Origin of the sequence: Psychrobacter sp. T6-4 (genome assembly GCF_052258425.1) — a bacterium.
GTDB lineage: Bacteria > Pseudomonadota > Gammaproteobacteria > Pseudomonadales > Moraxellaceae > Psychrobacter.
This window is the reverse complement of sequence record NZ_JBQQEZ010000006.1, coordinates 1-23524: the sequence shown is the minus strand read 5'-3', so window position 1 is coordinate 23524 and position 23524 is coordinate 1. Positions and strand designations below refer to the sequence as shown.

The 23524-nt window shown below is 43.9% G+C and carries 17 protein-coding genes; 11 read left to right on the top strand and 6 right to left on the bottom strand.

Annotation, left to right across the window (positions count from 1 at the left end; genetic code table 11):
- Positions 1 to 87: 87 nt before the first annotated feature.
- Positions 88 to 1938 (top strand): translational GTPase TypA, encoded by a 1851-nt coding sequence (gene typA / locus ACTXGE_RS05570; RefSeq protein ID WP_443542497.1) that lies wholly within the window; start codon positions 88 to 90, stop codon positions 1936 to 1938.
- A gap of 112 nt (positions 1939 to 2050) precedes the next feature.
- On the opposite strand, the gene ACTXGE_RS05565 is transcribed toward typA, so the two are convergent.
- The 6 genes from ACTXGE_RS05565 to cysM all read right to left on the bottom strand — a co-directional run bounded on the left by ACTXGE_RS05565 (position 2051) and on the right by cysM (position 9885).
- Entirely contained in the window at positions 2051 to 2491 is a 441-nt protein-coding gene (locus tag ACTXGE_RS05565; RefSeq protein ID WP_443542499.1) for a hypothetical protein, read from the bottom strand.
- Positions 2492 to 2620: 129 nt separating this feature from the next.
- Entirely contained in the window at positions 2621 to 3538 is a 918-nt protein-coding gene (gene mutM, locus ACTXGE_RS05560) for a bifunctional DNA-formamidopyrimidine glycosylase/DNA-(apurinic or apyrimidinic site) lyase (RefSeq protein WP_443542500.1), read from the bottom strand.
- A gap of 64 nt (positions 3539 to 3602) precedes the next feature.
- A complete protein-coding gene (locus tag ACTXGE_RS05555; protein WP_443542502.1) occupies positions 3603 to 6140 on the bottom strand; it encodes a RelA/SpoT family protein in 2538 nt (845 codons plus the stop codon).
- Between the two features lie 307 nt (positions 6141 to 6447).
- Positions 6448 to 8007, bottom strand: a complete 1560-nt coding sequence (gene rlmD, locus ACTXGE_RS05550; protein WP_443542504.1) for a 23S rRNA (uracil(1939)-C(5))-methyltransferase RlmD — start codon at positions 8005 to 8007, stop codon at positions 6448 to 6450.
- Between the two features lie 34 nt (positions 8008 to 8041).
- Positions 8042 to 8860, bottom strand: coding sequence for a 3'-5' exonuclease (locus ACTXGE_RS05545; RefSeq protein WP_435950259.1), 819 nt, complete (start codon positions 8858 to 8860; stop codon positions 8042 to 8044).
- Between the two features lie 89 nt (positions 8861 to 8949).
- A complete protein-coding gene (gene cysM / locus ACTXGE_RS05540; protein WP_435950260.1) occupies positions 8950 to 9885 on the bottom strand; it encodes a cysteine synthase CysM in 936 nt (311 codons plus the stop codon).
- 300 nt (positions 9886 to 10185) lie between these two features.
- Between cysM and ACTXGE_RS05535 the strand changes: the two genes are divergently transcribed.
- From ACTXGE_RS05535 to tsf, 10 genes are all read left to right on the top strand, one after another.
- Complete coding sequence (locus ACTXGE_RS05535) at positions 10186 to 13668, top strand: ATP-binding protein (protein ID WP_443542507.1); 3483 nt, start codon at positions 10186 to 10188, stop codon at positions 13666 to 13668.
- Between the two features lie 105 nt (positions 13669 to 13773).
- The gene (locus ACTXGE_RS05530; RefSeq protein ID WP_443542509.1) at positions 13774 to 14586 is read left to right on the top strand and encodes a crotonase/enoyl-CoA hydratase family protein; all 813 of its coding nucleotides are present in this window, start codon (positions 13774 to 13776) and stop codon (positions 14584 to 14586) included.
- Positions 14587 to 14856: 270 nt separating this feature from the next.
- Positions 14857 to 16032: a multidrug effflux MFS transporter gene (locus ACTXGE_RS05525; protein WP_435951007.1), complete on the top strand. Its 1176-nt coding sequence runs from the start codon at positions 14857 to 14859 to the stop codon at positions 16030 to 16032.
- 383 nt (positions 16033 to 16415) lie between these two features.
- Positions 16416 to 17285 carry a substrate-binding periplasmic protein gene (locus ACTXGE_RS05520; protein WP_435950263.1) on the top strand — a complete coding sequence of 290 codons (870 nt, stop codon included), beginning with the start codon at positions 16416 to 16418 and terminating at the stop codon, positions 17283 to 17285.
- 77 nt (positions 17286 to 17362) lie between these two features.
- Complete coding sequence (locus ACTXGE_RS05515; RefSeq protein ID WP_443542511.1) at positions 17363 to 19603, top strand: ATP-binding protein; 2241 nt, start codon at positions 17363 to 17365, stop codon at positions 19601 to 19603.
- Positions 19604 to 19612: 9 nt separating this feature from the next.
- Positions 19613 to 19975, top strand: a complete 363-nt coding sequence (locus ACTXGE_RS05510; RefSeq protein WP_317200155.1) for a response regulator — start codon at positions 19613 to 19615, stop codon at positions 19973 to 19975.
- Between the two features lie 49 nt (positions 19976 to 20024).
- Positions 20025 to 20474, top strand: a complete 450-nt coding sequence (locus ACTXGE_RS05505; protein WP_317200154.1) for a chemotaxis protein CheX — start codon at positions 20025 to 20027, stop codon at positions 20472 to 20474.
- A 36-nt stretch (positions 20475 to 20510) separates the two neighbouring features.
- Entirely contained in the window at positions 20511 to 20960 is a 450-nt protein-coding gene (locus ACTXGE_RS05500) for a chemotaxis protein CheX (protein WP_443542513.1), read from the top strand.
- 440 nt (positions 20961 to 21400) lie between these two features.
- Positions 21401 to 22258 carry a 30S ribosomal protein S2 gene (gene rpsB / locus ACTXGE_RS05495; protein WP_435950268.1) on the top strand — a complete coding sequence of 286 codons (858 nt, stop codon included), beginning with the start codon at positions 21401 to 21403 and terminating at the stop codon, positions 22256 to 22258.
- Between the two features lie 177 nt (positions 22259 to 22435).
- Complete coding sequence (gene tsf / locus ACTXGE_RS05490; protein ID WP_317200151.1) at positions 22436 to 23320, top strand: translation elongation factor Ts; 885 nt, start codon at positions 22436 to 22438, stop codon at positions 23318 to 23320.
- Positions 23321 to 23524: the final 204 nt, after the last annotated feature.

The following is a 23524-nucleotide window of genomic DNA, read 5'->3' as shown; positions in this document are numbered from 1 at the left end:
ATTTAAACTTAGTAGATCTACATCATTATTATATTCAGCGGCGCTTATTGCTACTGCATTCTTATTAAGACAAAACGAGCATTTTATATGGCGAACGACATCCAACACCTGCGTAATATCGCAATCATTGCCCACGTTGATCATGGTAAAACCACTTTGGTTGATAAACTTTTGCATCAATCAGGCACTTTTGGCGACCGTGCTAACATTGCTGAGCGTGCGATGGATTCAGGTGATATCGAGCAAGAACGTGGCATCACTATCTTGGCTAAGAACACAGCCATCAAATGGCAACATCCAAGTAAAGACATTGAATATCGCATCAACATCGTAGATACCCCAGGTCACGCTGACTTTGGCGGCGAAGTTGAACGCGTTATGTCTATGGTTGATTGTGTACTACTAGTTGTCGATGCTGTAGACGGTCCTATGCCGCAAACTCGCTTTGTCACTCAAAAAGCATTTGAGCAAGGCCTTAAGCCAATTGTTGTCATTAATAAAATTGACCGTCCAGGTGCACGACCTGATTGGGTTATGGATCAGATATTTGATTTGTTCGACAACCTGGGCGCAACGGATGAGCAGTTAGACTTTCCAGTTGTTTATGCCTCGGCCCTAAATGGCGTTGCTGGTCTAGAAGCGGATAATTTAGCTGATGATATGACACCACTGTTTGAGACTATCGTAGATGTGGTACAACCGCCACAAGTTGACGCCGATGCACCGTTTCGTATGCAAATATCGAGCCTCGACTACAATAGCTTCGTAGGGGTTATCGGTATCGGTCGTGTTCAACGCGGTAGAGTCAAAACCAATACGCCAGTGACTATTATTGATAAGAATGGCAAGACTCGTAATGGTCGTATCCTCAAGATTATGGGTTATCACGGTCTTGATCGCATCGATGTTGAAGAGGCACAAGCTGGTGATATCATATGTATCACAGGTATCGACGCTCTTAATATCTCTGATACTATCTGTGATCCTGCTGCAGTTGAAGCATTGCCGCCGCTAACTGTTGATGAGCCTACAGTATCGATGAATTTTCAGGTTAATAACTCACCTTTTGCAGGCCTTGAAGGTAAGTTTGTAACCTCGCGCAATATTCGTGAGCGCTTAGAGCGTGAATTGATTCATAACGTAGCGTTACGTGTAGAAGACACAGAGTCTCCTGATAAATTTAAAGTATCAGGTCGCGGCGAGCTACACTTATCTGTATTGATCGAAAACATGCGCCGTGAAGGTTTTGAATTGGGTGTATCTGGCCCAGAAGTTATCGTCAAAGAAGTCGATGGCAAGTTGCAAGAGCCGTACGAAAACGTTGTCTTTGATATCGAAGATGAGCATCAAGGCTCTATCATGGAGCAAGTTGGTCTACGCAAAGGTGAGATGACTAATATGGAGCTCGATGGTAAAGGTCGCATGCGTATTGAGGCGACTATGCCAGCGCGCGGACTGATTGGCTTTCGCTCTGAGTTTTTGACCCTAACTTCAGGTACGGGAATTATGACGTCAAGCTTCTCTCACTATGGTCCTCAAAAGATCGGTGATGTTGGTGGTCGTACAAATGGCGTACTCGTATCTATGGCCAAAGGTACTTGTCTAGGTTTTGCACTGTTCAACCTGCAAAAGCGCGGCAAATTATTCGCTGAACCGCAGCTTGAAGTATACGAGGGTATGATCGTTGGTCTAAACTCACGTAATGATGATATGGCTGTCAACCCAACAACGGCTAAACAATTGACCAACGTTCGTGCTAGTGGTACTGATGAAGCACTAACACTAACGCCTGCTATCAAGTTTACCCTTGAGCAAGCGCTTGAATTTATTCAAGATGATGAGTTGGTTGAAGTAACACCAAAAGCTATTCGATTGCGTAAACGCTACTTGACTGAAAGTGAGCGTAAGCGTCATGGTCGTAGCAAAAAGGGTGCTTAGTTTTAGCCGGTACCCAACTTAAACAGTCAGACATAAAAAAGGCCAACGTGATGTTGGCCTTTTTTTATTGTCAAAATATACCGTTGATGCAGACAAATCTTAACGGCGCAAGTTAGGGAGTCACAACGACATAATCATTGGTGTTGATCAAAATCTCAGAGGGCTGATCAACAACGATACGTACGATGTTGTCATCAACCACTTGTGACTTGTAATAATTGTCTTCGGCAACCGTACATCCTAAGCAGCGACTCATCGCATCCCATGGCTCAACAAAGAGTTTTCGTTGAGCTTGATCAGCATTACCGCCAATAACCGAGAAGGGCAGACTGACTAAGTAGGCTGCAGTACCAGTCACTGCAGCGACCAGTTGTAAGGGTTTACCTACTACTGTATCTACAATCATCGTATCGTAAGAAGGACCAAAGTCTGTTTCATCAATCTCTATCGCAGCGGACGCTGTATGCATCATAGCTGTAGTTAAAACAAGGCTAGTAAGGGCGATAATAGTGCGATCTCTGATAGCACGCAGTGAATGGGCTTTGACTGTCATGATGTGATCCTAAAGCTAACAATGAGTATAACAAAAGTATGTGATTATGCTATTAAAGCAAGATGTACAGTGATAAGCAACACAAAAGCTCATAATCAATTCATTTGGCTGCAATAAACCTTTGATAAGTTAAAGTGTTTGGCACTCTGGACAAAAAACACTAGCACGGCCATTGAGCTTAATACTGTCTAAATCGGCATTGCAAGAAGGACATGCCTCTCCTTGACGACCATACACATTTAGAGTTTGCTGGAAATATCCGGTCTCGCCACTGGCAACGGTAAAATTGCGTAAAGTGGAGCCACCAAGAGCGATAGCCTTGTGCAAGATAGTCTTGATATGCGTAACTAGTATAGATAATTGCTTGTAGGACACTTCATTAGCAGGCGTAGCTGGATGAATACCTGCTAAGTATAAGCTTTCGGTAGCATAGATATTACCCACACCAACGACAACTTGTTGTTCCATGATGACAGATTTTATAGCGCGCGTGATTGGTCGTCTTGCAGTTACCTTGCGCGAATTAGGATCTGATGGTTTATGTTTTGCTGCATCAGTCCGCTGAATGAATTGATAGAGATAATCTGCATCAAAAGTTTCTGATAAAGGTTCAAGACCTAGGTTGTCTAGTAGCTTGCCCTTGTAGTCTTGGTGCCATAATACAGAACCAAAGCGTCTTGGATCATGATAATGCAGCTGAGTAAGCGCGCCATCATCATCTCTAAAAGTAATGATGAGATGATCGTGTTTGCGCTTGTCTGCACCGCTAGCATGCTGTTGTAAGCTTCCTGACATACCAAGATGCACGAGCAACTGGCGCACCTCTTTATCAAAACCATTACTTTTGGAGGCCACAGGAGCAAAGTCTAAAATCAAGTATTTAGCGCGTCTTTGCACGTCTACTAATACGTGATCGACCAAGTCATTTAAGTCGTCGGGCATTTGCCAACGCAGCTTTGGCTGAAATACTTGTACTTTTGTAACCTTTTGACCAAGTAGAGGCGTTAGGCTTGTTTTTGTAGTTTCAACTTCAGGGAGTTCAGGCATAAGGGTTCAAAACGTTTATATGAGTAAAAAATAAAGTAGGGTTAACAATGCATTTGCAAAGCTATCAAGCTACTGCACGGCGGGCGTGCAAAATACCATGTTGCTGTTCAAGTTTAGCCAGTAGTTTAGACAAGTGCACAAGGCCCGCCACTTCAATATGAAACTTTAAAAAGGCAATATTATCGTCTGTACTCAAAGTTTCAACTTTACGAATATTGACATTTTCTCTATCAATAATTTGCGTTAGATCACGTAATAGTCCGCGTCTATCATAAGCTTCTATATGAATATCAACAGGCTGATAACGACCAGATTTGAACTGCCAACTGGCAGCAATTTTACGCTCAGGATCGCGCTCGATAAGGCGTAAGTATTCAGGGCAACCGCGATTATGCACACTAATGCCGCGAGACAAAGTCACATATCCTGCGATCGGCTCCCCATGTACAGGATGACAGCAGCCAGCGAGATGGATTTCTGTATTATCGAGGCCAGCGATAGAGATTTTATAAGCGTCAGGCTTGCCAGCAAGCTTGTTGTCTATGTTGACGATAAAATCTTCTTCGGGTTTTTCAGGCTCTAGATGCAGCTGACGAGAGATGTGCGCGGTCAGCTGATTGAGTCCGATCTCACTGGTAACCAAGCCGACAAGAATATCATCGGCATGATTAACGCTAAAAAACTGCGTATAATCATTAAGGTCTATGCTATTAGGATGTACAGATAAGCGTTCGAGCTCTTTTGCTAGCATGTCCCGACCGATCTCAATATTTTTGTCGCGGTCTTGTTTATTGAACCATTGGCGCAGCTTGGAGCGGGCGCGGCTGGTCTGTATATAACCTAAGGAGACCACAAGCCAATCGCGATTAGGCTCGCGCGTCGCTTTGGTAATAATCTCAACCTGCTCGCCAGTTTTCAGCTGATAAGTGAGCGGAACATAACGCTGATTGACGCGCGCCGCCTGCGCTCGATTACCCACTTGTGTATGAACATAATACGCAAAATCAAGTACGGTCGCCCCTTTTGGCAGCTCAGTAATATCCCCGTCACGACTAAAAACATAGATACGTTCAAGCTCATCAAAATCAACGATGTGCTCTTCATCTTCAAGCTCAGTAAAGGCAATGCCGCCTAAATCGTCCTCAATGGTCAAGGCCGAGTCTGAACGATTGCGAACCTCATTATTCAAAGAGAGCAGGTGACGCAAAGAGCTGATTTTTTGATTAAAGTAAGTATCTTTTTTATTCTTTAACCCCTCTTTGTAATTGACATGCGCGCACATGCCAAGCTCAGCCTCAAAATGCATCTCATGCGTACGAATCTGTACTTCTAACGACTTGTTTTCTGCGATAACGGCAGTATGCAAGGATCGATAACCATTAGATTTGGGATTGGTAATATAATCATCGAACTGCTCTGGTATATAACGCCAAAAGCCGTGAACCAAACCTAAAACATGATAGCAGTCTGATGGGCAGTTGACCAAAACTCGAAGCGCACGAATGTCATAAAGCTGATCAAAAGATAAGCCTTTAAGCTTCATTTTGCGATAAATAGAATAGATGTGTTTGACGCGTCCTGATACCTCGCCTTCGATATTAGCATCAATCAAAGCTTCGCTCAGTTTGTTCTGAACACGCTGGATATAGGACTCACGCTCACTGCGCTTTTCAGAGAGTAATTTGGCGATCTCTTTGTATCTATCAGGAGCAAGATGGCGAAATGCCAAATCCTCAAGCTCCCATTTGAGCTGAGCAATACCAAGACGATGGGCGAGAGGCGCATAAATAGTCATGACCTCACGTGCCACTCGGCGTTGACGCTCCTCATCAGCGAAATTTAATTCACGCATAGCAAAGGTGCGCTCAGCTAATTTAATGAGCACCACGCGTACATCGTTGGTCACTGAGATGAGCATGCTATAGATGTTAGATAACTGTTCGCGCTGATTGTTAACGAAATGATCCTCTAGGCGCTTACTGCTCTCAATAATAGCGGACAGTTTTCCCATGGCTAAGGTGTCTTTAACTAATGTTGCGATATCAGCGTTGAAGTGCTTTTGGATATCTGCCAGACTAATCATCGATTTACGAGCGCTACGATAGAGCATAGCGGCGACCAAAGCGTCTTCATCTTGATACAGGTAAGTTAAGATATCTGCCATACCAATACCGGTCACATAGGCACCTGAGCGCTCAGACTCGCTAGTATTCATGCGACTACGGATAAACTCGCAGGCATCACTTAAAATAGGAACAGATTCCTGCCCAATACGCTTAGCAACATTATCTAGCCAAACAGGGACATCGATATTGGCATCATCGATGTCTTCTAATGGGATGTTGGATTTTTCGAGTAGCTCATTGTTCGAGTAGTCATCTTTGATAGCAGAATCGTCTTGCTCAAAAGAGATTGAGCGATCAAAGGTGGTATGTAGTTTGTGGGTCGCCAATTGGGCTTTGATATCTAGCGGTATTTGCGCGTAGCTATTGGCTGATTGATGAGAGCGCTGATTGGCAACCAACTGCGCTGCAAGCGAGGCACTATCAGTCTCTGTCATCTGTCCATCTACTAATGGTAATCCTTCACGAATTTTTACCATCGCCGCCTCCTTTTGCTAACCCTAAGTCATACTTCATCTTGCTAGATTTTTCGTCTGATTGCTCAAAACAAGTCACTTTTAAATAATGACAGCCGCCAAAAATCAATTTTTAGCAGCTGTTATCGAAATTTGAATAGTTATAAATGCTAACAACTACTAGGTATCTGCATATTATTATCTGATAAATATGAGTACCCAACGAGTATGTATTTTATTGTTCTCTCTTTAATTATCTCACTTTAGTGTCATCATACAAGACAGCCTGTGTAAGGAAATTAAAGTCAAACGTAACCTACACTCAGCTTACTCAAGCGATTTTCTCAAAGCGTGCGATAGATTCGACGTGACCGGTATGACAAAACATATCCATCACTCCTGCATGGGTCAGACGGTAGCCTTGCTCAAGTAGCGCTTTGGTATCGCGGGCAAGCGTTGCTGGGTTACAGGACACGTAAACAATACGCTCAGCATTGAATTTGGGCAGATATTGCATAATCTCCCAAGCACCAGAGCGCGGTGGATCGATTAGCAAAGCATCAAAACCTTGATTGGCCCAAGGCTTATCGGTGCAATCTTGAGTTAAGTCTTGTGCGTAAAACTCAGTATTATCGAGCTGATTGCGGCGCGCATTATCAGCGGCGCGCGCGGTCATAGCATCACTACCTTCAACCCCAACGACCGATCCTGTAGCTCCAACCAAACGCGCTAGTGGCAGGCTAAAATTACCAAGGCCACTAAATAAGTCCAATACGCGCTCGCCTGCTTTTAGATCTAGTAAATCACAAGCAAGTTTGGTCATTTGCCGATTGACCGAGAGATTGACTTGGGTAAAGTCAGTTGGAATAAATTCAAAAGTGAGATCGTACTCAGGTAATTCATAATACAGACGACCAAACTGCTCGCTCAGATCATCTTTATCGGTTAAAGCAATGCGCTCAATCGTATCTGCACCTTTAGATTGCAGATACAGCTGCCAGTTACGCGCTGCAAAAAACGCTTTGAGCTTATCGATGTCATTTGCTGATAAAGGCGCAAGGTTGCGGACAATTAAAGCAACGGGCTGATCACCATCAGGAAGATCCGGCAAATATTCACCCATCGCCAGCTCTAACTGAGCGATTTTGTCACGACTATCTAAAGTGCTAATAAGCGCTTTTAAGTTTTCAATCTCAAAGCCAATACGCGGATCTAGGATATGACATTCATTAAGCTCTGCCAAAAAATTGCTAGAGCGCTCACGAAAGCCTACCAGCGCCGTCTGTTTTTTGACCACATAACGCACGCCCAATCGCGCTTTGGTACGATAGCCAAGTCTGTCACCGACGACAGGGTCAAGCCAGTGGTCAGGGGCAACATGGGCTTGATGCATGAGCATCTCAGCGAGGACAGATTGCTTAAAGTTAATTTGCGCGTCAGGCTGCCAGTGCTGTAAGTTGCAACCGCCGCAAACACCAAAGTGCGGGCAGGGCGGTACGGCGCGCTCAGGATTGGGGTTTTTCGTTACCTCAATGGCGTCGCCTTCTTCGAAGCTGGCGCGGCTGTTGGTCAACTTGACTAAGGCGCTTTCACCAGGTAATGCAAAGCTGACAAAGACTTTTTTGCCATGTTTGTCCTGCGCGTGACCTTGCCGCTCATCAAAATCCTTGCCATAAATAGCGACGCCGCGCCCATCATGAGATAGACCATCGATAGTGAAGGGCAGTGGCTCTGCATCCTTTAGGCGGCGACGCGTTTTGGTCGAGGGTTTTGATTTTTTCTTATTAGGCGGCACTACGATGGTCTGAGAAGTTGTGGTCTGAGAGGTATCGTCGTTAGCGATACTTTGGGTATCTTGGTTATTCAAGGGTTGTGAATCGGTGGGTTGCATAAACCTGCCTTAGCATTAAAAAAGGAAAAAGAAGTTATAAAGAAGTGGACCAATCCGCAATAAAAGACTCGTGACGTAGACTACCATCCGCTTGCGTTAACGTTTTAAGATAGTCATGACTACGCTGTTGCCAGTCGCTAAAGCCTTGTGACGATAGTTGCCCTGTCAGTCGCAGCCAGCGCAAATAAATCAGCCAAGTATTCATCACATCAGACTCACAATACGTCGAGAGCGTCTGCCAATTGTCAGCCGCAACGAGTGCGCCGACCATACTACCATCGACGTCTGTCTTGCCAGGTAAGCCATAGAGGCTAGCGACAACATCCATCGCCTCGCGGCGACTAGCGCCGTACTGGCTCAATCTGTCCATCAAGTCTAAGTGACGGGTCTGAAAGCGATTGACATAATTGTTAAAACGCATGTTTTTGATACGCTCGCCTTCTTCAAACAGCCAAGGCGCTGACAGATCGTATTGCATCGCGCGATAAATAAGCACAGGAATATCGAACCCAGAGCCGTTCCAGCTAATGAGCTGCGGCAAGGTCTCAACCTCACTAAAAGCGCGAAAAAACTTTGCCAAAATGTCTTTTTCACTAAACTTATCAGCACTGAGTGAAAACAAAGAGAACTGCTCACCTTTGATATATAGCGCTGAGATACAGACAATACGCTGAAGGGGCAGACGCATAAAGTCATGACCTGCCTCTTGCAGGCGAATAGACTGGAGTGCACTCAGCGCCTCGCTATCACTTAGATCAGCCAATTGCGGATAAATACGGCGGGCAGCATCCGTATCGGCTACCGTCTCGATATCAAAAACAAGCACAGGGTTTGACGGTAGAGCTTGGGTCATAATAAATCCTAAAGGGTCATCTAAAAATCGGTCATCTAAAATGTTATGCCGTTATCAGTTTTAGCTAAGGTGTTTAGTAGCGATCATCTTTACTCAGCACGGTTATCGTCCACGTTATAAAGACCAGTCGATAGATAACGATCGCCTCGGTCGCAGACGATAAAGGCAATGACAGCATCAGGATTAGCTTTGGCAACTTGCACCGCTGCCCACGCTGCCGCGCCAGAGGATACGCCTGCAAAAATGCCTTCCGTCTTGGCAAGCTTACGCATGTAAATCTCAGCGATATGCTGATCGATATCCATAACTTCATCGACTAAGTCAGCATTATATATTCCAGGCATGTAAGCGGCAGGCCAGCGGCGGATACCAGCGATAGCCGCTTCCTCATCAGGCTGCAAGCCAATAATTTTGATCTCTGGGTTTTGCTCTTTTAGGTATTTAGATACGCCAGTGATCGTCCCTGTTGTCCCCATAGAGCTAATAAAATGAGTGATTTTGCCGTTAGTTTGAGCCCAAAGCTCAGGCCCTGTCGTGAGGTAATGCGCTTGGCTATTGTCAGGATTATTAAACTGATCGAGCACGATACCTTGACCATTCGCTTGCATTTGTAGCGCCATATCACGCGCCGCTTCCATGCCTTCATCGACATTGATTAAGGTTGCGCCATAGGCGAGCATGGCATCCTTACGCTCTTGAGTTGAATTTGTTGGCATAAGCAAAGTTATCGGATAGCCGCGCATAGCGGCGACCATAGCGAGGGCGATCCCTGTGTTGCCACTTGTCGCCTCAATGAGCATGTCACCAGGTTTGATATCACCGCGCATCTGTGCTTGATAGATCATGTTAAATGCAGGGCGATCTTTGACCGAACCTGCTGGATTGTTGCCCTCAAGCTTACCCAAAAGCTGCGCGCCATTAGTAATGTTTTCTTGTTCTGGCAAACGCTGCAATTTGACTAAAGGCGTTTGACCGACGCAGTCCGCTAATGTGCTAATCTGAGTAATAAAATCTGTAGACGACATACGGCATCCTTATATATTTTTAGATAAGACTAGGGTTGTCTTATAAGCGCCAGTAGCTCCTTAGTATTTAAGGCATAAAGGCGACTGACAAAAAGTGGGCTTATTATATCATTTTGTTTTTGGCAGCGCTTATGCCATCGACACCTATCTGTAACTAGGCTATCTGTAATTGAGTTAGTGCAAACGGGCAAATGGTATTGATAGCCCCTGTTATCATAAATGCTGCTAAAATACGGACATCAAAGTTTTAAGATTTTCAGACAGTCACAAAGCTCGCAGGATAATGGAGTCAAGCTACTCATGGCACAAAAAAAACGCTTTAATACCAGTAGCGCCTATGGTCAGCTGATCCTTTTGGTGTTTTTGCCGATATGTGTGTTGGCAATCGTTGGTGGTATCTTGGTATTTACTGAGACCATGCGCGCCAGTGATTCAGAGCAAGAAGCTTTAGCTGAGGCGGTGCTTATTCGCTACAAGCCTATGGTTCGAGACTTAGTACCACAATTATTAGCGCAAAAAAATCAAGCATTAGCTACGGACAAGGCTTCATCAGAGGCCGTAGCGGCTTTAGGAATTATCCGTGAAAAGCTAAGTCAAATGCAATCGGACCAGCATGTACAGCGCATCGCTATCGTTGACGATAACGATGAGATTTTGATGACTGTGGGCTATGGGGTGGAGGAGGCGTGGCCTGTTATTGATGTTAATAAGGACTTTTTATCGCAGCAGCCATCGCCTATTGGTACAGTATACGGCAGCTCGTTAGGTAGTTTTGACGGGCAAAAATTCTGGCTGCTCGTTGATATGGACAACCAGCCGCTCTATATCGCCCGTTACCGTATTGCCATGGCGCTAGCGATTACTGGTCTGTTTACGATTTTAATTTTGCTATTGACTCTAAACATCTATGCCAAACGCTGGATTGCACCTATTTATGAGCTGCGCTTGCAACTTCAGCGCACGCAGGTTGATAATTTGTACAAGCCTGTGCTGGTTGAGTCTGATGGCGAGCTTAATCTATTGCAACAAGATCTGGTCAGAACCTTGCGCCGTTTGCACTCAAGCTTTCAGGAGCTAAAAGACCACGCCGAGCAAACCGAAGATGATCTGCGCCTTGCTTTTGATGAGATGGAGATGCAGAACATCTCTATTAGAAATGCCCGCGATGCCGCCATCTCAACCAGTCAAGCAAAATCTGCGTTTTTGGCCAATATCAGTCATGAGCTCCGTACGCCGCTTAACAGTATTGATGGCTTTATTAATCTGCTCGCGCGTCACGGTGAGCTTAATACCGAGCAAGATTTGTACGTACAAACCATCCGCAAGTCCTCTGCACATCTACTGGCTCTGGTTCATGATGTGCTCGATTTTTCAAAGATTGAGGCGGGTAAACTCGTGCTTGATTGTCACGAGTTTGACCTTTATAGCACGGTTTATGACGTGGTCGATATGCTCTCGCCTGTGGCTTCTGAAAAAGGTCTGCGCATGGCAGTACTGTTCTATAACGATGTGCCCATGTGCATTAATGGCGATGCGCTACGACTTAAGCAAATATTGACCAATATCGTCGGCAACGCTATCAAATTCACAGATAGCGGCGATGTGGTGGTGCGCGTAAGCTTAGACGATCACAGAGATGATCATTTAATCATTAGTGTACAAGATAGCGGTAAGGGGATATCCAAGAGCGATCAAAAGATGCTGTTTCAAAGCTTTAGTCAAGGTGATCCATCAATTACTCGTCAATATGGCGGTACAGGTTTGGGCCTTGTGATATCCAAGCAACTCACTCGTCTTATGGGTGGTGACATTGGGTTTTATGACAATGCGCAAGAAAACATTGCTAATAAAGGCGCGACCTTTTGGTTTCGTATGCCAGCGCATGTCAATGTGCTAGAGGCAGCCGCTGAGCAAACGATTGATTTACCGAGACTTGCGCCGCTGGCAAGCGCTCATGATGAATTTAATGTGCTGGTTTGGATCAATCATGCCGCCTCCAGACAGGTACTCAAAGCCAGTTTGCACAGTTTGCCGATTAAACTGGTGCAAGCCAATTCTCTACCGGGCGTGCTGGAATCATTGAAGGAGCAGGGCAACTACTGGGATTGGGTCATTGTTGATGATGATACTCAAGACGATATGATGGCGCTACTCAAACAGATCCGTTTGCACTATCAAGGCAAACTTGCCGTATTTGGTTATCAAGTTGCTGCCGACAAAGCTTTATTAAACCGATACCAAGCCAATATTTTATATGAGCCGCTAGATAAGCGTCAGCTCTATACAATGCTCGATACCCGCAAGCGCCGCGCTATAGAGCAGATCAAAGAGCCACGCTGGACGGGTATGACGGTACTGGCAGTTGATGATCACCTGCCAAATTTGCTGGTTTTGGACGCGCTACTTAGCGAGCTTGGCATTCATGTTGTGACCGCTAATAGCGGCTTTGATGCCATAGAGATCATTAGTAAGCAACAAACCTCAGTCGAAAATATGAAAACGCTCAAACACAATTTGCATGACAAAACTCAGGTATCCAAAGCACAAAGCCGCGACACTCGTAGCCAGCTGCCACCAGAACTCACTAAGCAAGATAAGGTAGAGGAGGCTCTTAAGCATCATATCGATCTGATATTTATGGATATTCAAATGCCGCGTATGTCAGGACGTGAAGCTGCTGCGCAAATTCGTAAAATTGAGAACCCAGATAAACGTATTCCTATTATTGCTTTGACTGCGCACGGGCTCGCTGATGAGCGTGAGCAGCTGATCGCAAGCGGTATAGATGATTACGTGGGTAAGCCTATTAGCCAGCCGCAGCTCTTGCAAGTGCTGCAAAAGTGGCTTGGGCGAACCGCAAATTTCAACGACTCAGCGCTTGCTATTGAGCAAGGCGATTCTGGGGCTATTAAAGACGATACTAAAACACAATCTCATCCTCTAAGCATGTCAAAAACGCTCAACGCCAACCCTATAACTGATAACGACGAAAAACAAATCGAGGCCTTGATCACTGATGCGCATACGATTGAAAAAAGAACCACGCGACCACTGTCTCTCAAAAAAATCCGTGATGACTATCTGCGTGACAGTCAAACTAAAGACAACTACAAAGGCTACTATAAGGGTAGCTATAATCAAGAGCCTGCCTATAGACGCGAGGCTAGTTATGATTTTACCTCTACTACTCAGGTAAGTCAGAACGAAAATGAGCAGTCACAATCTCAAAATGACAACCCCTTTACCAAAGCTTCTTTTGTCAGACCGCCCTTTGTGCAACCTCCCCAAAGCTTGTGGTCACGCGACATCTCATCTGTAACTAATGCTCAAATAATGAGTAGTATCAATAGCCGTCATTTGCGTACGAATAGAGATTCTGACATTTTTGACTGGCAAGATGCATTGACTCGATCTGCCAATAAACCTGAGCTTGCAGCCAAGCTGATTACTATGATGCTCGATACTATCGATGACGAAAAAAAAGCACTGACCAAAGCTTGGCATGCTCATGATCGTAGCATGCTGGCGCAAATTGCTCACCGTATATTGGGTGCTAGTCGCTATACAGGCGTACCAGAGCTACGGCAGGCTAGCCAAGACTTAGAGGATAAGTGCTTATTAAATGTGCAGCATACGACGCCCGCTCAGTTGGCAATGCTCGCGCCTTATTATGAGGCGTTAATAAGAGCACTCAACCATTTACAAGCCCTTGATCTCTCTTCCTATCCGCAATTGAACTATCACCGTTTGAGTGAAAATGATATGACGTGGAAAATGATCTAATGTGATATCTGGGGTCAGTTATTGCGCTGACACAACGCCCTTAACCTTGCTATGATTGTTGTACCTATCTATTTGAGCATTTGCTACTTAACCTTAAGGATGATTATGCACCCTATCACCACTCATCAATACAAAGCGCTACAAGTTAGCGTAACTGACGATATTTTGACGGTTACGCTCAACAGACCACACAAAAAAAACGCTTTGAGCTTTGAGCTAGTCACTGAGCTGGTCAAAGTAGCTAAGCGCATTGATAAAGACAAGAGTCTGCGCGCGGTCATCATCAATGGTGCCGAGGGAACATTCTGCGCGGGTATTGATCTGGGTGATTTAAACAATCCTAAGAATCAAGCTTATGCCTTTTGGGAGTTAGTAAAGCCTTGGCAGAGTATGTTCCAACGCGTATGTCTCGTCTGGCGTGAGGTGCCAATTCCAGTGATCGCTGTATTAGAGGGTCATTGCATCGGTGCAGGATTACAGCTGGCACTCGCTTGTGATGTGCGCGTCAGTCATCCAGATTGTAAGCTATCTATTATGGAAGCTAAGTGGGGTTTGGTACCTGATATGGGTCTGACGCAATCCGCCTTTGGGGTGGTGCGAGAAGATGTGCTCAAGGAGCTGGCCATGAGTGCGCGCCTTATCGATGGTACTGAGGGCAAGACGCTAGGTCTGGTCAGTCACTGTAGTGATGAGCCGCTTGAACATGCGCAAAGATTAGCTGCTGAATTCGCCGAGCGTTCACCCGATGCGGTGCTGGCGAGCAAGCGCGTGATTAATGCGATGCATCAGCAACCTGCTATGACGCTATATAAAGAAAAAATGTGGCAACTCAAAGTCATGCTAGGTCGCAACCGCAAACTTGCCCTCAAAAAAGCCAAGGATGCCAGTATTACCTTTAACAAGCGTCAGTTTAGATAGTCGTTATGCATACTATAAACATATGTCTTTACTTCATATATTATAGTATCTTGTAAGTATATATCGCAGCTCAACCCCTTTACCTATTGAAATTCTAGCAGACAGTGCGATATAGCCTTGTCTGCTGTTTTTTTTGCGATTCCAAGCAGTATATATATTTATTTCATCAAATCATACGGTCTTGCTATGTCTACTCCAAATACCCCAATCAATCCTAAACCAGTAGCGAGCGAGCGTGTACGCTCAGCAGATCTGCCTGTTGCTTGGATTATGATGCTTGGGCTTATTGTTGCAGTTGGGCCTTTATCTATCGATATGTATTTGCCCGCGCTACCTTCTATGGCGGATGATTTTGGCGTATCGACCGCATTTATGGCCAACTCCGTACCCGCGTATTTTGTCGGTTTGGTCTTTGGGCAACTTATTTACGGGCCTTTGAGTGATCGCGTTGGCCGCGTCAAACCTCTATATTTTGGGATGACGCTGTATGTGATTGCCTCTATTGTCTGTGCACTGACTGATAGCGAGTATGTGCTGTTTGTAGGACGTACCGTACAAGCCCTAGGTGCTTGCGTTGGCGCAGTGGTCACGCGCGCGGCAATTCGTGACAGGTTGACCGCGAAGCAAACAGCAAAAGCATTCTCTATCATGATATTGGTCATGGGGCTTGCCCCTATACTTGCGCCATCGCTTGGTGCGCTGTTCTTGCAGTTTTTTAGTTGGCATTCTATCTTTTGGTTTTTGGCCGCTTTTGGGGCGTTTAATCTACTCCTCACTAAATTCTTTTTCTTTGAGACGTTAACAGAAGAGAATCGTAACGCGCGTCCCGCTAAAGAGGTGATGAGTCAATACTGGGATCTATTAAAGGATAGAAGCTTTAGTTATCCGGCTATAGGTGGCGGATTATTGATGGGAGCGATGTTCGTTTATATTAGCTCGGCATCTGAGCTTATCATGGATACTTATGGCGTTTCAGCGACGCATTTTGGCTGGTTATTTGGGATGAATGCGGCAGGGTTTGTGCTTTTAACTCAGCTCAATCAATGGCTCACCAACCGCTTTCGTATTCTAAGTATCTTGCGTTTTGGCGCGATGATGCAGGTCATATCAGCGGCCGCGCTGTTTGTTATAGGTATACTATTTGGTACTGATGCTTGGCTGCCGTTGGTATTGACTTGTATCTTCTTTTGTATTGCAGGACTGGGTCTTACGCAGCCTAACGCATCGGCTATTGCTCTAGCGTTTCAGAAAAAACGCGCAGGTATGGCAAGCGCGCTACAAGGCTCCTTGATGTTTTCAGTGGGAATATTTGGCGGGCTACTGCTCAATCTGTTCCCGGTTAATCCTGTGCTTAAGATTGGTATCGCTATGTTCTCACTTATGAGCCTTGGCGCTTATTTAATTTGGCAGATTGATCGTAACTTAAATTTGGATGATGCTGAGTAATATCTGTAGTCTTAATATAGCTTCACAAGAACTCAATATATTCATAATATGTTGAGTTTTTTTAGTTTTCAAACATGCTAGTTACTTAATCAATAAATAAAAAAATATGCATATTTGTTTACTATTGCCAAAATCACAGAGCAGTAAGTTAATGTGAACTTTAACGTGAACGTTGTCCTTAATATATTTATATAAATAGATATTTATATTCATTTTGAGAGATATAAATCTCATTCAACTATTATAATTAAAATGTTGCAATTTACTTATGACCTTATTAGTATGTAATGTAACTAAATATTTACATTTTCAATATATGTGAAACATAAGCTTACTATTGAGACATAGTACTGGCTAAATGAATTTTGAATTAAGGGTCAATTATGAAGCAATTACTATACATTTTTCCAGTAATGATGAGCGTTAGCTTGTTAGGATGTAGCAATTCTGGCAATCCTGCTACTCAAGAAGTTGCAAATTCAGAAGGTACAACTGAAGAAGAGTTTGTCAGTAAATTACCTGATTCAGCGCCAGTAGTTCGGGTAGCTTCTGATTCAGATTTTGCTCCTTATGAATTTAAAGATGAATACGGTAACGTAAGTGGGTTTGATATAGATGTTATGAATGCTATTGGAGAGGATCAAGGCTTTCGAGTAGAGAACTATACCGATCGCTGGGAGGTGATCTTTGAGAATTTAGATAGCAAAAACCGGGATATGATTGCTGCAGCCGTTCCTTATAGTGCAGAGCGTGCCAGTAAATATCTGCTCTCAGATCCCTATGCGCCGTTGCCCTCTACGCTATTGTATCTAGATGAATCGCTAAATCTAAACTCTTTAAACGACTTAAGCAACGTCAGAATTGGTGTGCTAGATGATACAGTGCAGCATGAGTTTTTTAGCAGCGGTCAGTTCAAGGTAAAATCAGTTGAACCCTACATCACTACCTTTGCCGCAGTACAAGCGATGGCACAAGGAAAGGTTGACGCAGTAGCAGAGGATTCAGGAGCGCTGCGCTATATCATGGAAGATTTGCCAAGTCTACAACCTCAGTATTTTGATTACGAAGACTTAACCGCAGAAGCAGCTCGCAAAGTGTTAGTCATTGACAAAGATCAGCCTGAATTGCTAGAAAAAGTAAATGCTGGTCTCAAAACTATTAAAGAAAATGGTACTTACGGCAAATTAACGACTAAATGGTTCGGTGAGGATTTAACGTCTGCGGTATTAGAGCAAGAGAAGGCGATGCAATAATTCTTGTAATAACAAACTATAGGCTACTCTTGTTATTAAACAGTAAGTATATTTATCTATATTGAAAGGAATCAGCTATGGCTATCGCAAATATAAATGACGGTTCACGTTATCGCGGTTTAATCTTATCCATTGTAGCGTTTTTAACGCTCATTGGGGTTTTGCTCGCTTTTACTTTTTACACCTCAAGTATTCTTGAGCGCAATACAACCCTGGTTAACCTCTCCAACAAAACTGCGAACAATGCCCAAACGATTATTAAAGACTTGTTTGATTTGCAAAACAGTACTGGCGAACATATTAACTCGCCACACCAAGTACGAGTCAGAGAAAGACTTGAAACCAATACACAAGATATTGATCAGCTGTTAAAGGGTATGAGTAACGGCTCAAACTATATTAATAGCAATGGTACAACGATCAGTGTTCCTCAAATAAAAGGCGAGTATGAGCAAAACGCACTTGAAACTGCACAACAAGAGTGGGATAAGCTAAAGCCACTTATCGAAAACTATCTTGAGGGTGCTGATGATATTTTAATTGACTCATCAAGTGAGCTTGCACTGGCCAATGATCAAGCTAAAACATCAAGTTTGCGTATGAATGACTCTTTAAATGAGCTGACCGATGAAGTTTATGCTCAGTCAGAAGCTCAGGCTAATACGATCCGTCTAGTTCAGCTACTAGGGGTTGCGGCAATCTTTGCTTACTTCTTAGTCTTTGTATTCTTCTTTGTTCGCCGCTTGCGTGAGACTGATGCTGAAGCACTAGCGGCTCGTCGTGAGACGCAAGAGATCATGCAAACGGTAAATACTGGTCTATTCTTGTTGGATAAAGACTTAAATATCGGACAACAGCATTCTCGGGCATTAAACAATATTATCGGTACTGACAATTTAGCGGGCGAGAACTTTACCAGTGTATTGCGTGGCCGTATCTCTGATAAAGATTTGACGACGACCAAACAATTCATTGAGCAGCTATACAATCCGCGAGTAAAAGAAAAACTCGTCGACTCATTAAATCCATTGCACAAAGTGAGATTGCATAATGTATTAGGTGAGCAAGGTTCAGACAGTCGCTTCTTAGATTTTAAGTTCTCACGAGTTTATAACAATAAAGATATTGCGCGTATTTTGGTCAACGTTAATGACGTATCAGATGCCGTTTATCTTGAACAGCGCCTAGAAAAAGAGCGCTCACAAAACGATATGCAAATCGAGATGCTGACCACTATCTTGAACGTAAATCCAAAGGTGATTAACGAGTTCATCGATAACACCAAACAGCATATCGAAAAAATCAACAACATTCTAAAAAACCCAGGCAGCTCGCAGTATGAGCTTGAAGGCAAACTTAAAGCCATTTATCGTGATATGCACAGCCTAAAAGGCGAGGCCTCTGCACTTAAATTGCATAGCTTTACTAAGATTGCCTCAGAAGCAGAAGACAAACTTCATGCGCTACAAAACCAAGGCACCTTATCAGGTAACGACTTTTTGCCGCTAGCCGTTCATCTAGATGAGCTCCTCACTTTGTCTAACACTATTGAAGCTTTAGGTGAGCGTATTAACCAATCATCTGCTGCTGCTACGCCAAGAGCTGTAGAGCCTCAAGTTGTAGTAGAACCAGACGCTGCTCAGCCAGTTGCACAAGTTTCTGAAAATTTGAGTACTCATAGCACAAGCGATAATACCTACAGCGCAAGCGATGACACCTATAGTGATGAGGGTATGGACATTGATTTGGATGATGATTCAGACGATGACTATATGCCATATTATCAAGAGTTCGCGCAAGACATTGCCACCAGACAAGATAAATATGTACAACTTCAAAGCCAAACTTTGAGTCATGTCAGTGTACCAGAGCGTCTTAAAAAACCCGTCAAAGAGATTAGTATTCAGCTACTACGTAATGCTATCGTTCACGGAGTAGAGACGCCAGAGGCTCGTAAATCAGCGGGCAAATCAAACGTTGGAACCATCGAGCTTGAGATGCAAAATGTTGGTCGAGACTTTGTCATCACTATCCAAGATGATGGTCAAGGTATCGATTACGATAGCATTCGCCGTAGATTGGTTGAAGGTAGCCGCTATAGTAAAGAAGAGGTTGCTACCTTTAGTCAAGCTAAGCTACTCAAACAGTTGTTCGCTTCAGGGTTCTCTACCAAGGAGTATGCTGATGAAGATGGCGGCCGCGGTGTTGGGCTAGACATCATCAAGTCTTTGATAAAAGAGCATGATGGTAGTCTAAACGTAAATAGTGAACTGGGTAAGATGACACGTTTTGTTATCAAATTACCAAAAGCCAGTTGAGAGTAAACTATGTATAAACTAATGATCGTTGATGATTCAAACATCATTCGAAACCGTATCCAGCGAGCGTATGACTCTGGCAACTTTATGCTAGTAGCGACGGCAACCAGTGGCGTGCAGGCGGTAGAGAAGTTCAATGTGCACCGCCCTGATGTGATTACGATGGATCTGACGATGCCGCAAATGGATGGCCTAGAGTGCATCGAAAAGATTATCGCCATTGATCCTGATGTACGTATCTTAGTCGTGTCAGCTTTGTCTGATAAATCTACTGGTATTGAGGCGCTATCGCTCGGTGCTAGCGGGTTTTTATGCAAGCCTTTTTCAGAAGAGGATTTGGTTGAGTCCTTACACGAATTGATGCAAGACTAATGAGCTGACGCAAACTAAGCTCATACCCATTAAATACAAGAAAAATACTATGAAAGAGCAAAAGCTACAGATTTTTTTAGATATTATTAGCCACTATTTTAACCAGTTTGGTAGCGAGGAGATGGTGGTAGATACGCCTTACTTGCTAGAAGGTAAGCCGCCTAAAGTGCTCGACTATACTGGCGTCATCGGTATATCTGGTGCACAAAAAGGGGTAGTGTATTTTTCGGCGACTCGCAAGCTACTATCTTCTATATTAAGTAGTATGGGCGAGAGGGATACTAGTGAAGCGATGTATATCGATCTAGCAGGTGAAGTGGCTAATACTATCGCTGGCAACGCGCGTACAGAGTTCGGTTCTGAGTTTCACATCTCTGTCCCTTTTGTGTTTAAAGGTGCGCCGCAAAGTATCGTTCTACCTGATGATGAGCGCTCTTTTATCATTCCTATTACTTGGTTATCACAGATCGGTGAAATCGTCGTTTGTCTTGAAGACTAATGCTTTAGCTACTGGGTATTATATACGGATAATATTATGATCAAAGTTGAAAAATTAGGGGTCTTTTTAAGCTCAATCGATGCCTTTTTTACACAGATTGGCACTGATAGTGTTTCACTTGACACTCCATATCTAAGTGATAATAAAGTCGCAGTAGGCTATGATTATAGCGGTATTATCAAGATATCAGGACCACTGACTGGGTGCGTTTATGTCAGTGCTCCGAGTAATATGCTGCGCGAGATTATCAGAATCATGGGTGAGCCTGACACGTCCCTTAAAATGATGAAAGATCTACTTGGTGAGATGGCGAACACCATATCAGGTAATGCCCGTACAGAATTTGGCGCCGACTTTATTATCTCCCCTCCCACTATCGTTGAGGGCGCGCCAAGCTTATCCTACCTACCCAATGATCGTCATAGCTATATAACGCCTTTTACTTGGCGTGGTCACGAGGCGGTAATAGGTATCTGTATTGCCTAAAGACGGTTCACTGCAATATAAAGTTGAACATGTTAAGTATCGTTAAACTACTACAAAACTGATAATAGTAGCGTATCTATTTTATTTCGAATCGACCATATTAAAACGACGCTCAGACGTCGTTTTTTTGCATTCTACTCTTTGTCTATTTTAGACTTGATGGATATCCACAACCTATAGATAGATTATTCGTACGATTTAAATAACTAGAGATTGCTACTTAATATATGATAAAATACAGCGCAGCTATTTTTTGATAGTGCATTTTTTAACCAACCAATGACACACACATCATGGCAAAAAATTGCTGGGTGTTTGGCGACTTGATTAATTTGCATAAGCCTTTTTATTTACCTTAAAAAACGCTTTGCAAATGCGTGTCGCTAGATAGGCAGTTTTTGTGATGTGGAGGCATAACCCAACCAATAGGACATTTTTACATGGCAAATGACAACCCAACACAAATCGCAATGCGCGACTTACTCCAAGCTGGCGCTCACTTTGGTCACCAAACTCGTTTTTGGAATCCAAAAATGGGTCCTTATATCTTTGGTGCCCGTAATAAGATTCACATCATCAACCTAGAGCATACCGTAAAAGCGTTTAACGAAGCCTTGACTTACGTAAACGGCTTAGCAGCTAAGAAAAACAAGGTACTATTTGTAGGTACTAAGCGTGCGGCAAGCGGTATCATCCGTGAGCAAGCACAGCGTGCTGGCATGCCATACGTCGACCATCGCTGGTTAGGTGGAATGCTGACCAACTGGAAAACACTACGCCAGTCAATCACTCGTCTAAAAGAGCTTGAGAAGCAAGCGGAAGACGGTACTTTTGCTAAGCTAACTAAACGTGAAGCTCTAGAGCGTACACGTGATATGGAAAAGCTTGAGCGCTCATTAGGCGGTATCAAAGACATGGGCGGCCTACCTGACGCTATCTTCGTTGTTGACGTTGATCACGAAGCGATTGCTATTAAAGAAGCTAAAAATCTAGGTATCCCTGTGATCGGTATCGTCGATACAAACTCTAATCCTGACAATGTTGATTACATCATCCCTGCTAATGACGATGCTATTCGCGCCGTGACTTTATATGTCAGCTCTATGGCTGATGCGATCATCGCGGGTAAAGAGTATGCACAAACGCAAGCGGGCGGCAAAGCGGATCAAGAGCAAGCGTCTGAGCAAGCACCAGCGGATAAGCAAGCACCTGCTACCGAAGAGTCAGCAACTGCGATTGAGCAACCTGCCAAAGCACCTGCGGTTGAAAACCCAGCCGAAGCACAAACTGATCTATAAGTCTTAACTAAGCGTAACACTAACTTATTGTTAGTGACCTATTTAATATCAATAAGGGGCATGATGAAGGTTTACTCGTCATGCCTTTTATACAATAAATAGTCTTTTTAGGCGCTATTATTCGTTAAGCAAACCTATATTAAGCATTTTCACACACAACAAATAGAGGTAACTCTTATGACAGACGTAAAAGTATCTGCCAAAATGGTAAAAGAATTGCGCGACCGTACTGGTCTTGGCATGATGGAGTGCAAAAAAGCACTAGAGGAGTCAAATGGCGATGTTGAAGTTGCCATCGATAACTTGCGTAAATCGGGTCAAGCAAAAGCGGCCAAAAAAGCAGGTAATATCGCTGCTGACGGTGCTATCATCATCGCACAAAACGACAAAAAAGCATTCTTGGTAGAAGTTAACTGCCAAACTGACTTTGTCGCCAAAGATGACAACTTTACAGCTTTTGCTGAAAAAGTCGCTAATATCGCTTTAGAAAACAATACGACTGACGTTGAAGCTATCAATCAATTGCCATATGGCGATGGTCAAACAGTCGAAGAAGCTCGCGTATCACTGGTACAAAAAATCGGTGAGAACATCCAATTGCGCCGCGTTGAGACGCTAGAAGGCGATAACCTTGCCTCATATCGTCATGGATTACGTATCGGTGTGGTCGTATCTTTTGAAGGTGGTAATGCTGATACTGGTAAAAACCTTGCTATGCATATCGCCGCTTTTAACCCAGTAGCGGTAGATGACGAAGACGTTGCTGCAGACGTATTGGCTCGTGAAAAAGATATCATTGAAGCCAAAGCTCGCGAATCTGGTAAGCCTGATAACATCGTTGAAAAAATGATCGAAGGCGGTCTGCGTAAGTATCTTGATGAAGTGACCCTACTGCGTCAGCCATACGTCATGGACAACGACAAAAAAGTCGGCGACGTACTAAAAGCTGAGGGCGTTAAAGTATTAGGCTTTAAGCGCTTAGAAGTTGGCGAAGGCATTGAGAAAAAGCAAGAAGATTTTGCTGCAGAAGTTGCTGCAACGCAAGCCGCTGCAAACAAGTAAGCCTGTATCAATAAGCTAAGTAGATAGCATTAAACCTATCTTAGTTAATGTAGTGCTCTATACTGCATATAGACAAAAAAGATGTAGAAAAAAGCCCGCTATATAGTAGCGGGCTTTTTGCGTTTTGCTGTCCCGTCCTAGAATGAGTTGACACTTTTTAGGCGATAATATGTCAAACGTAGAGAGTAAGAGAGCGAAACGCAG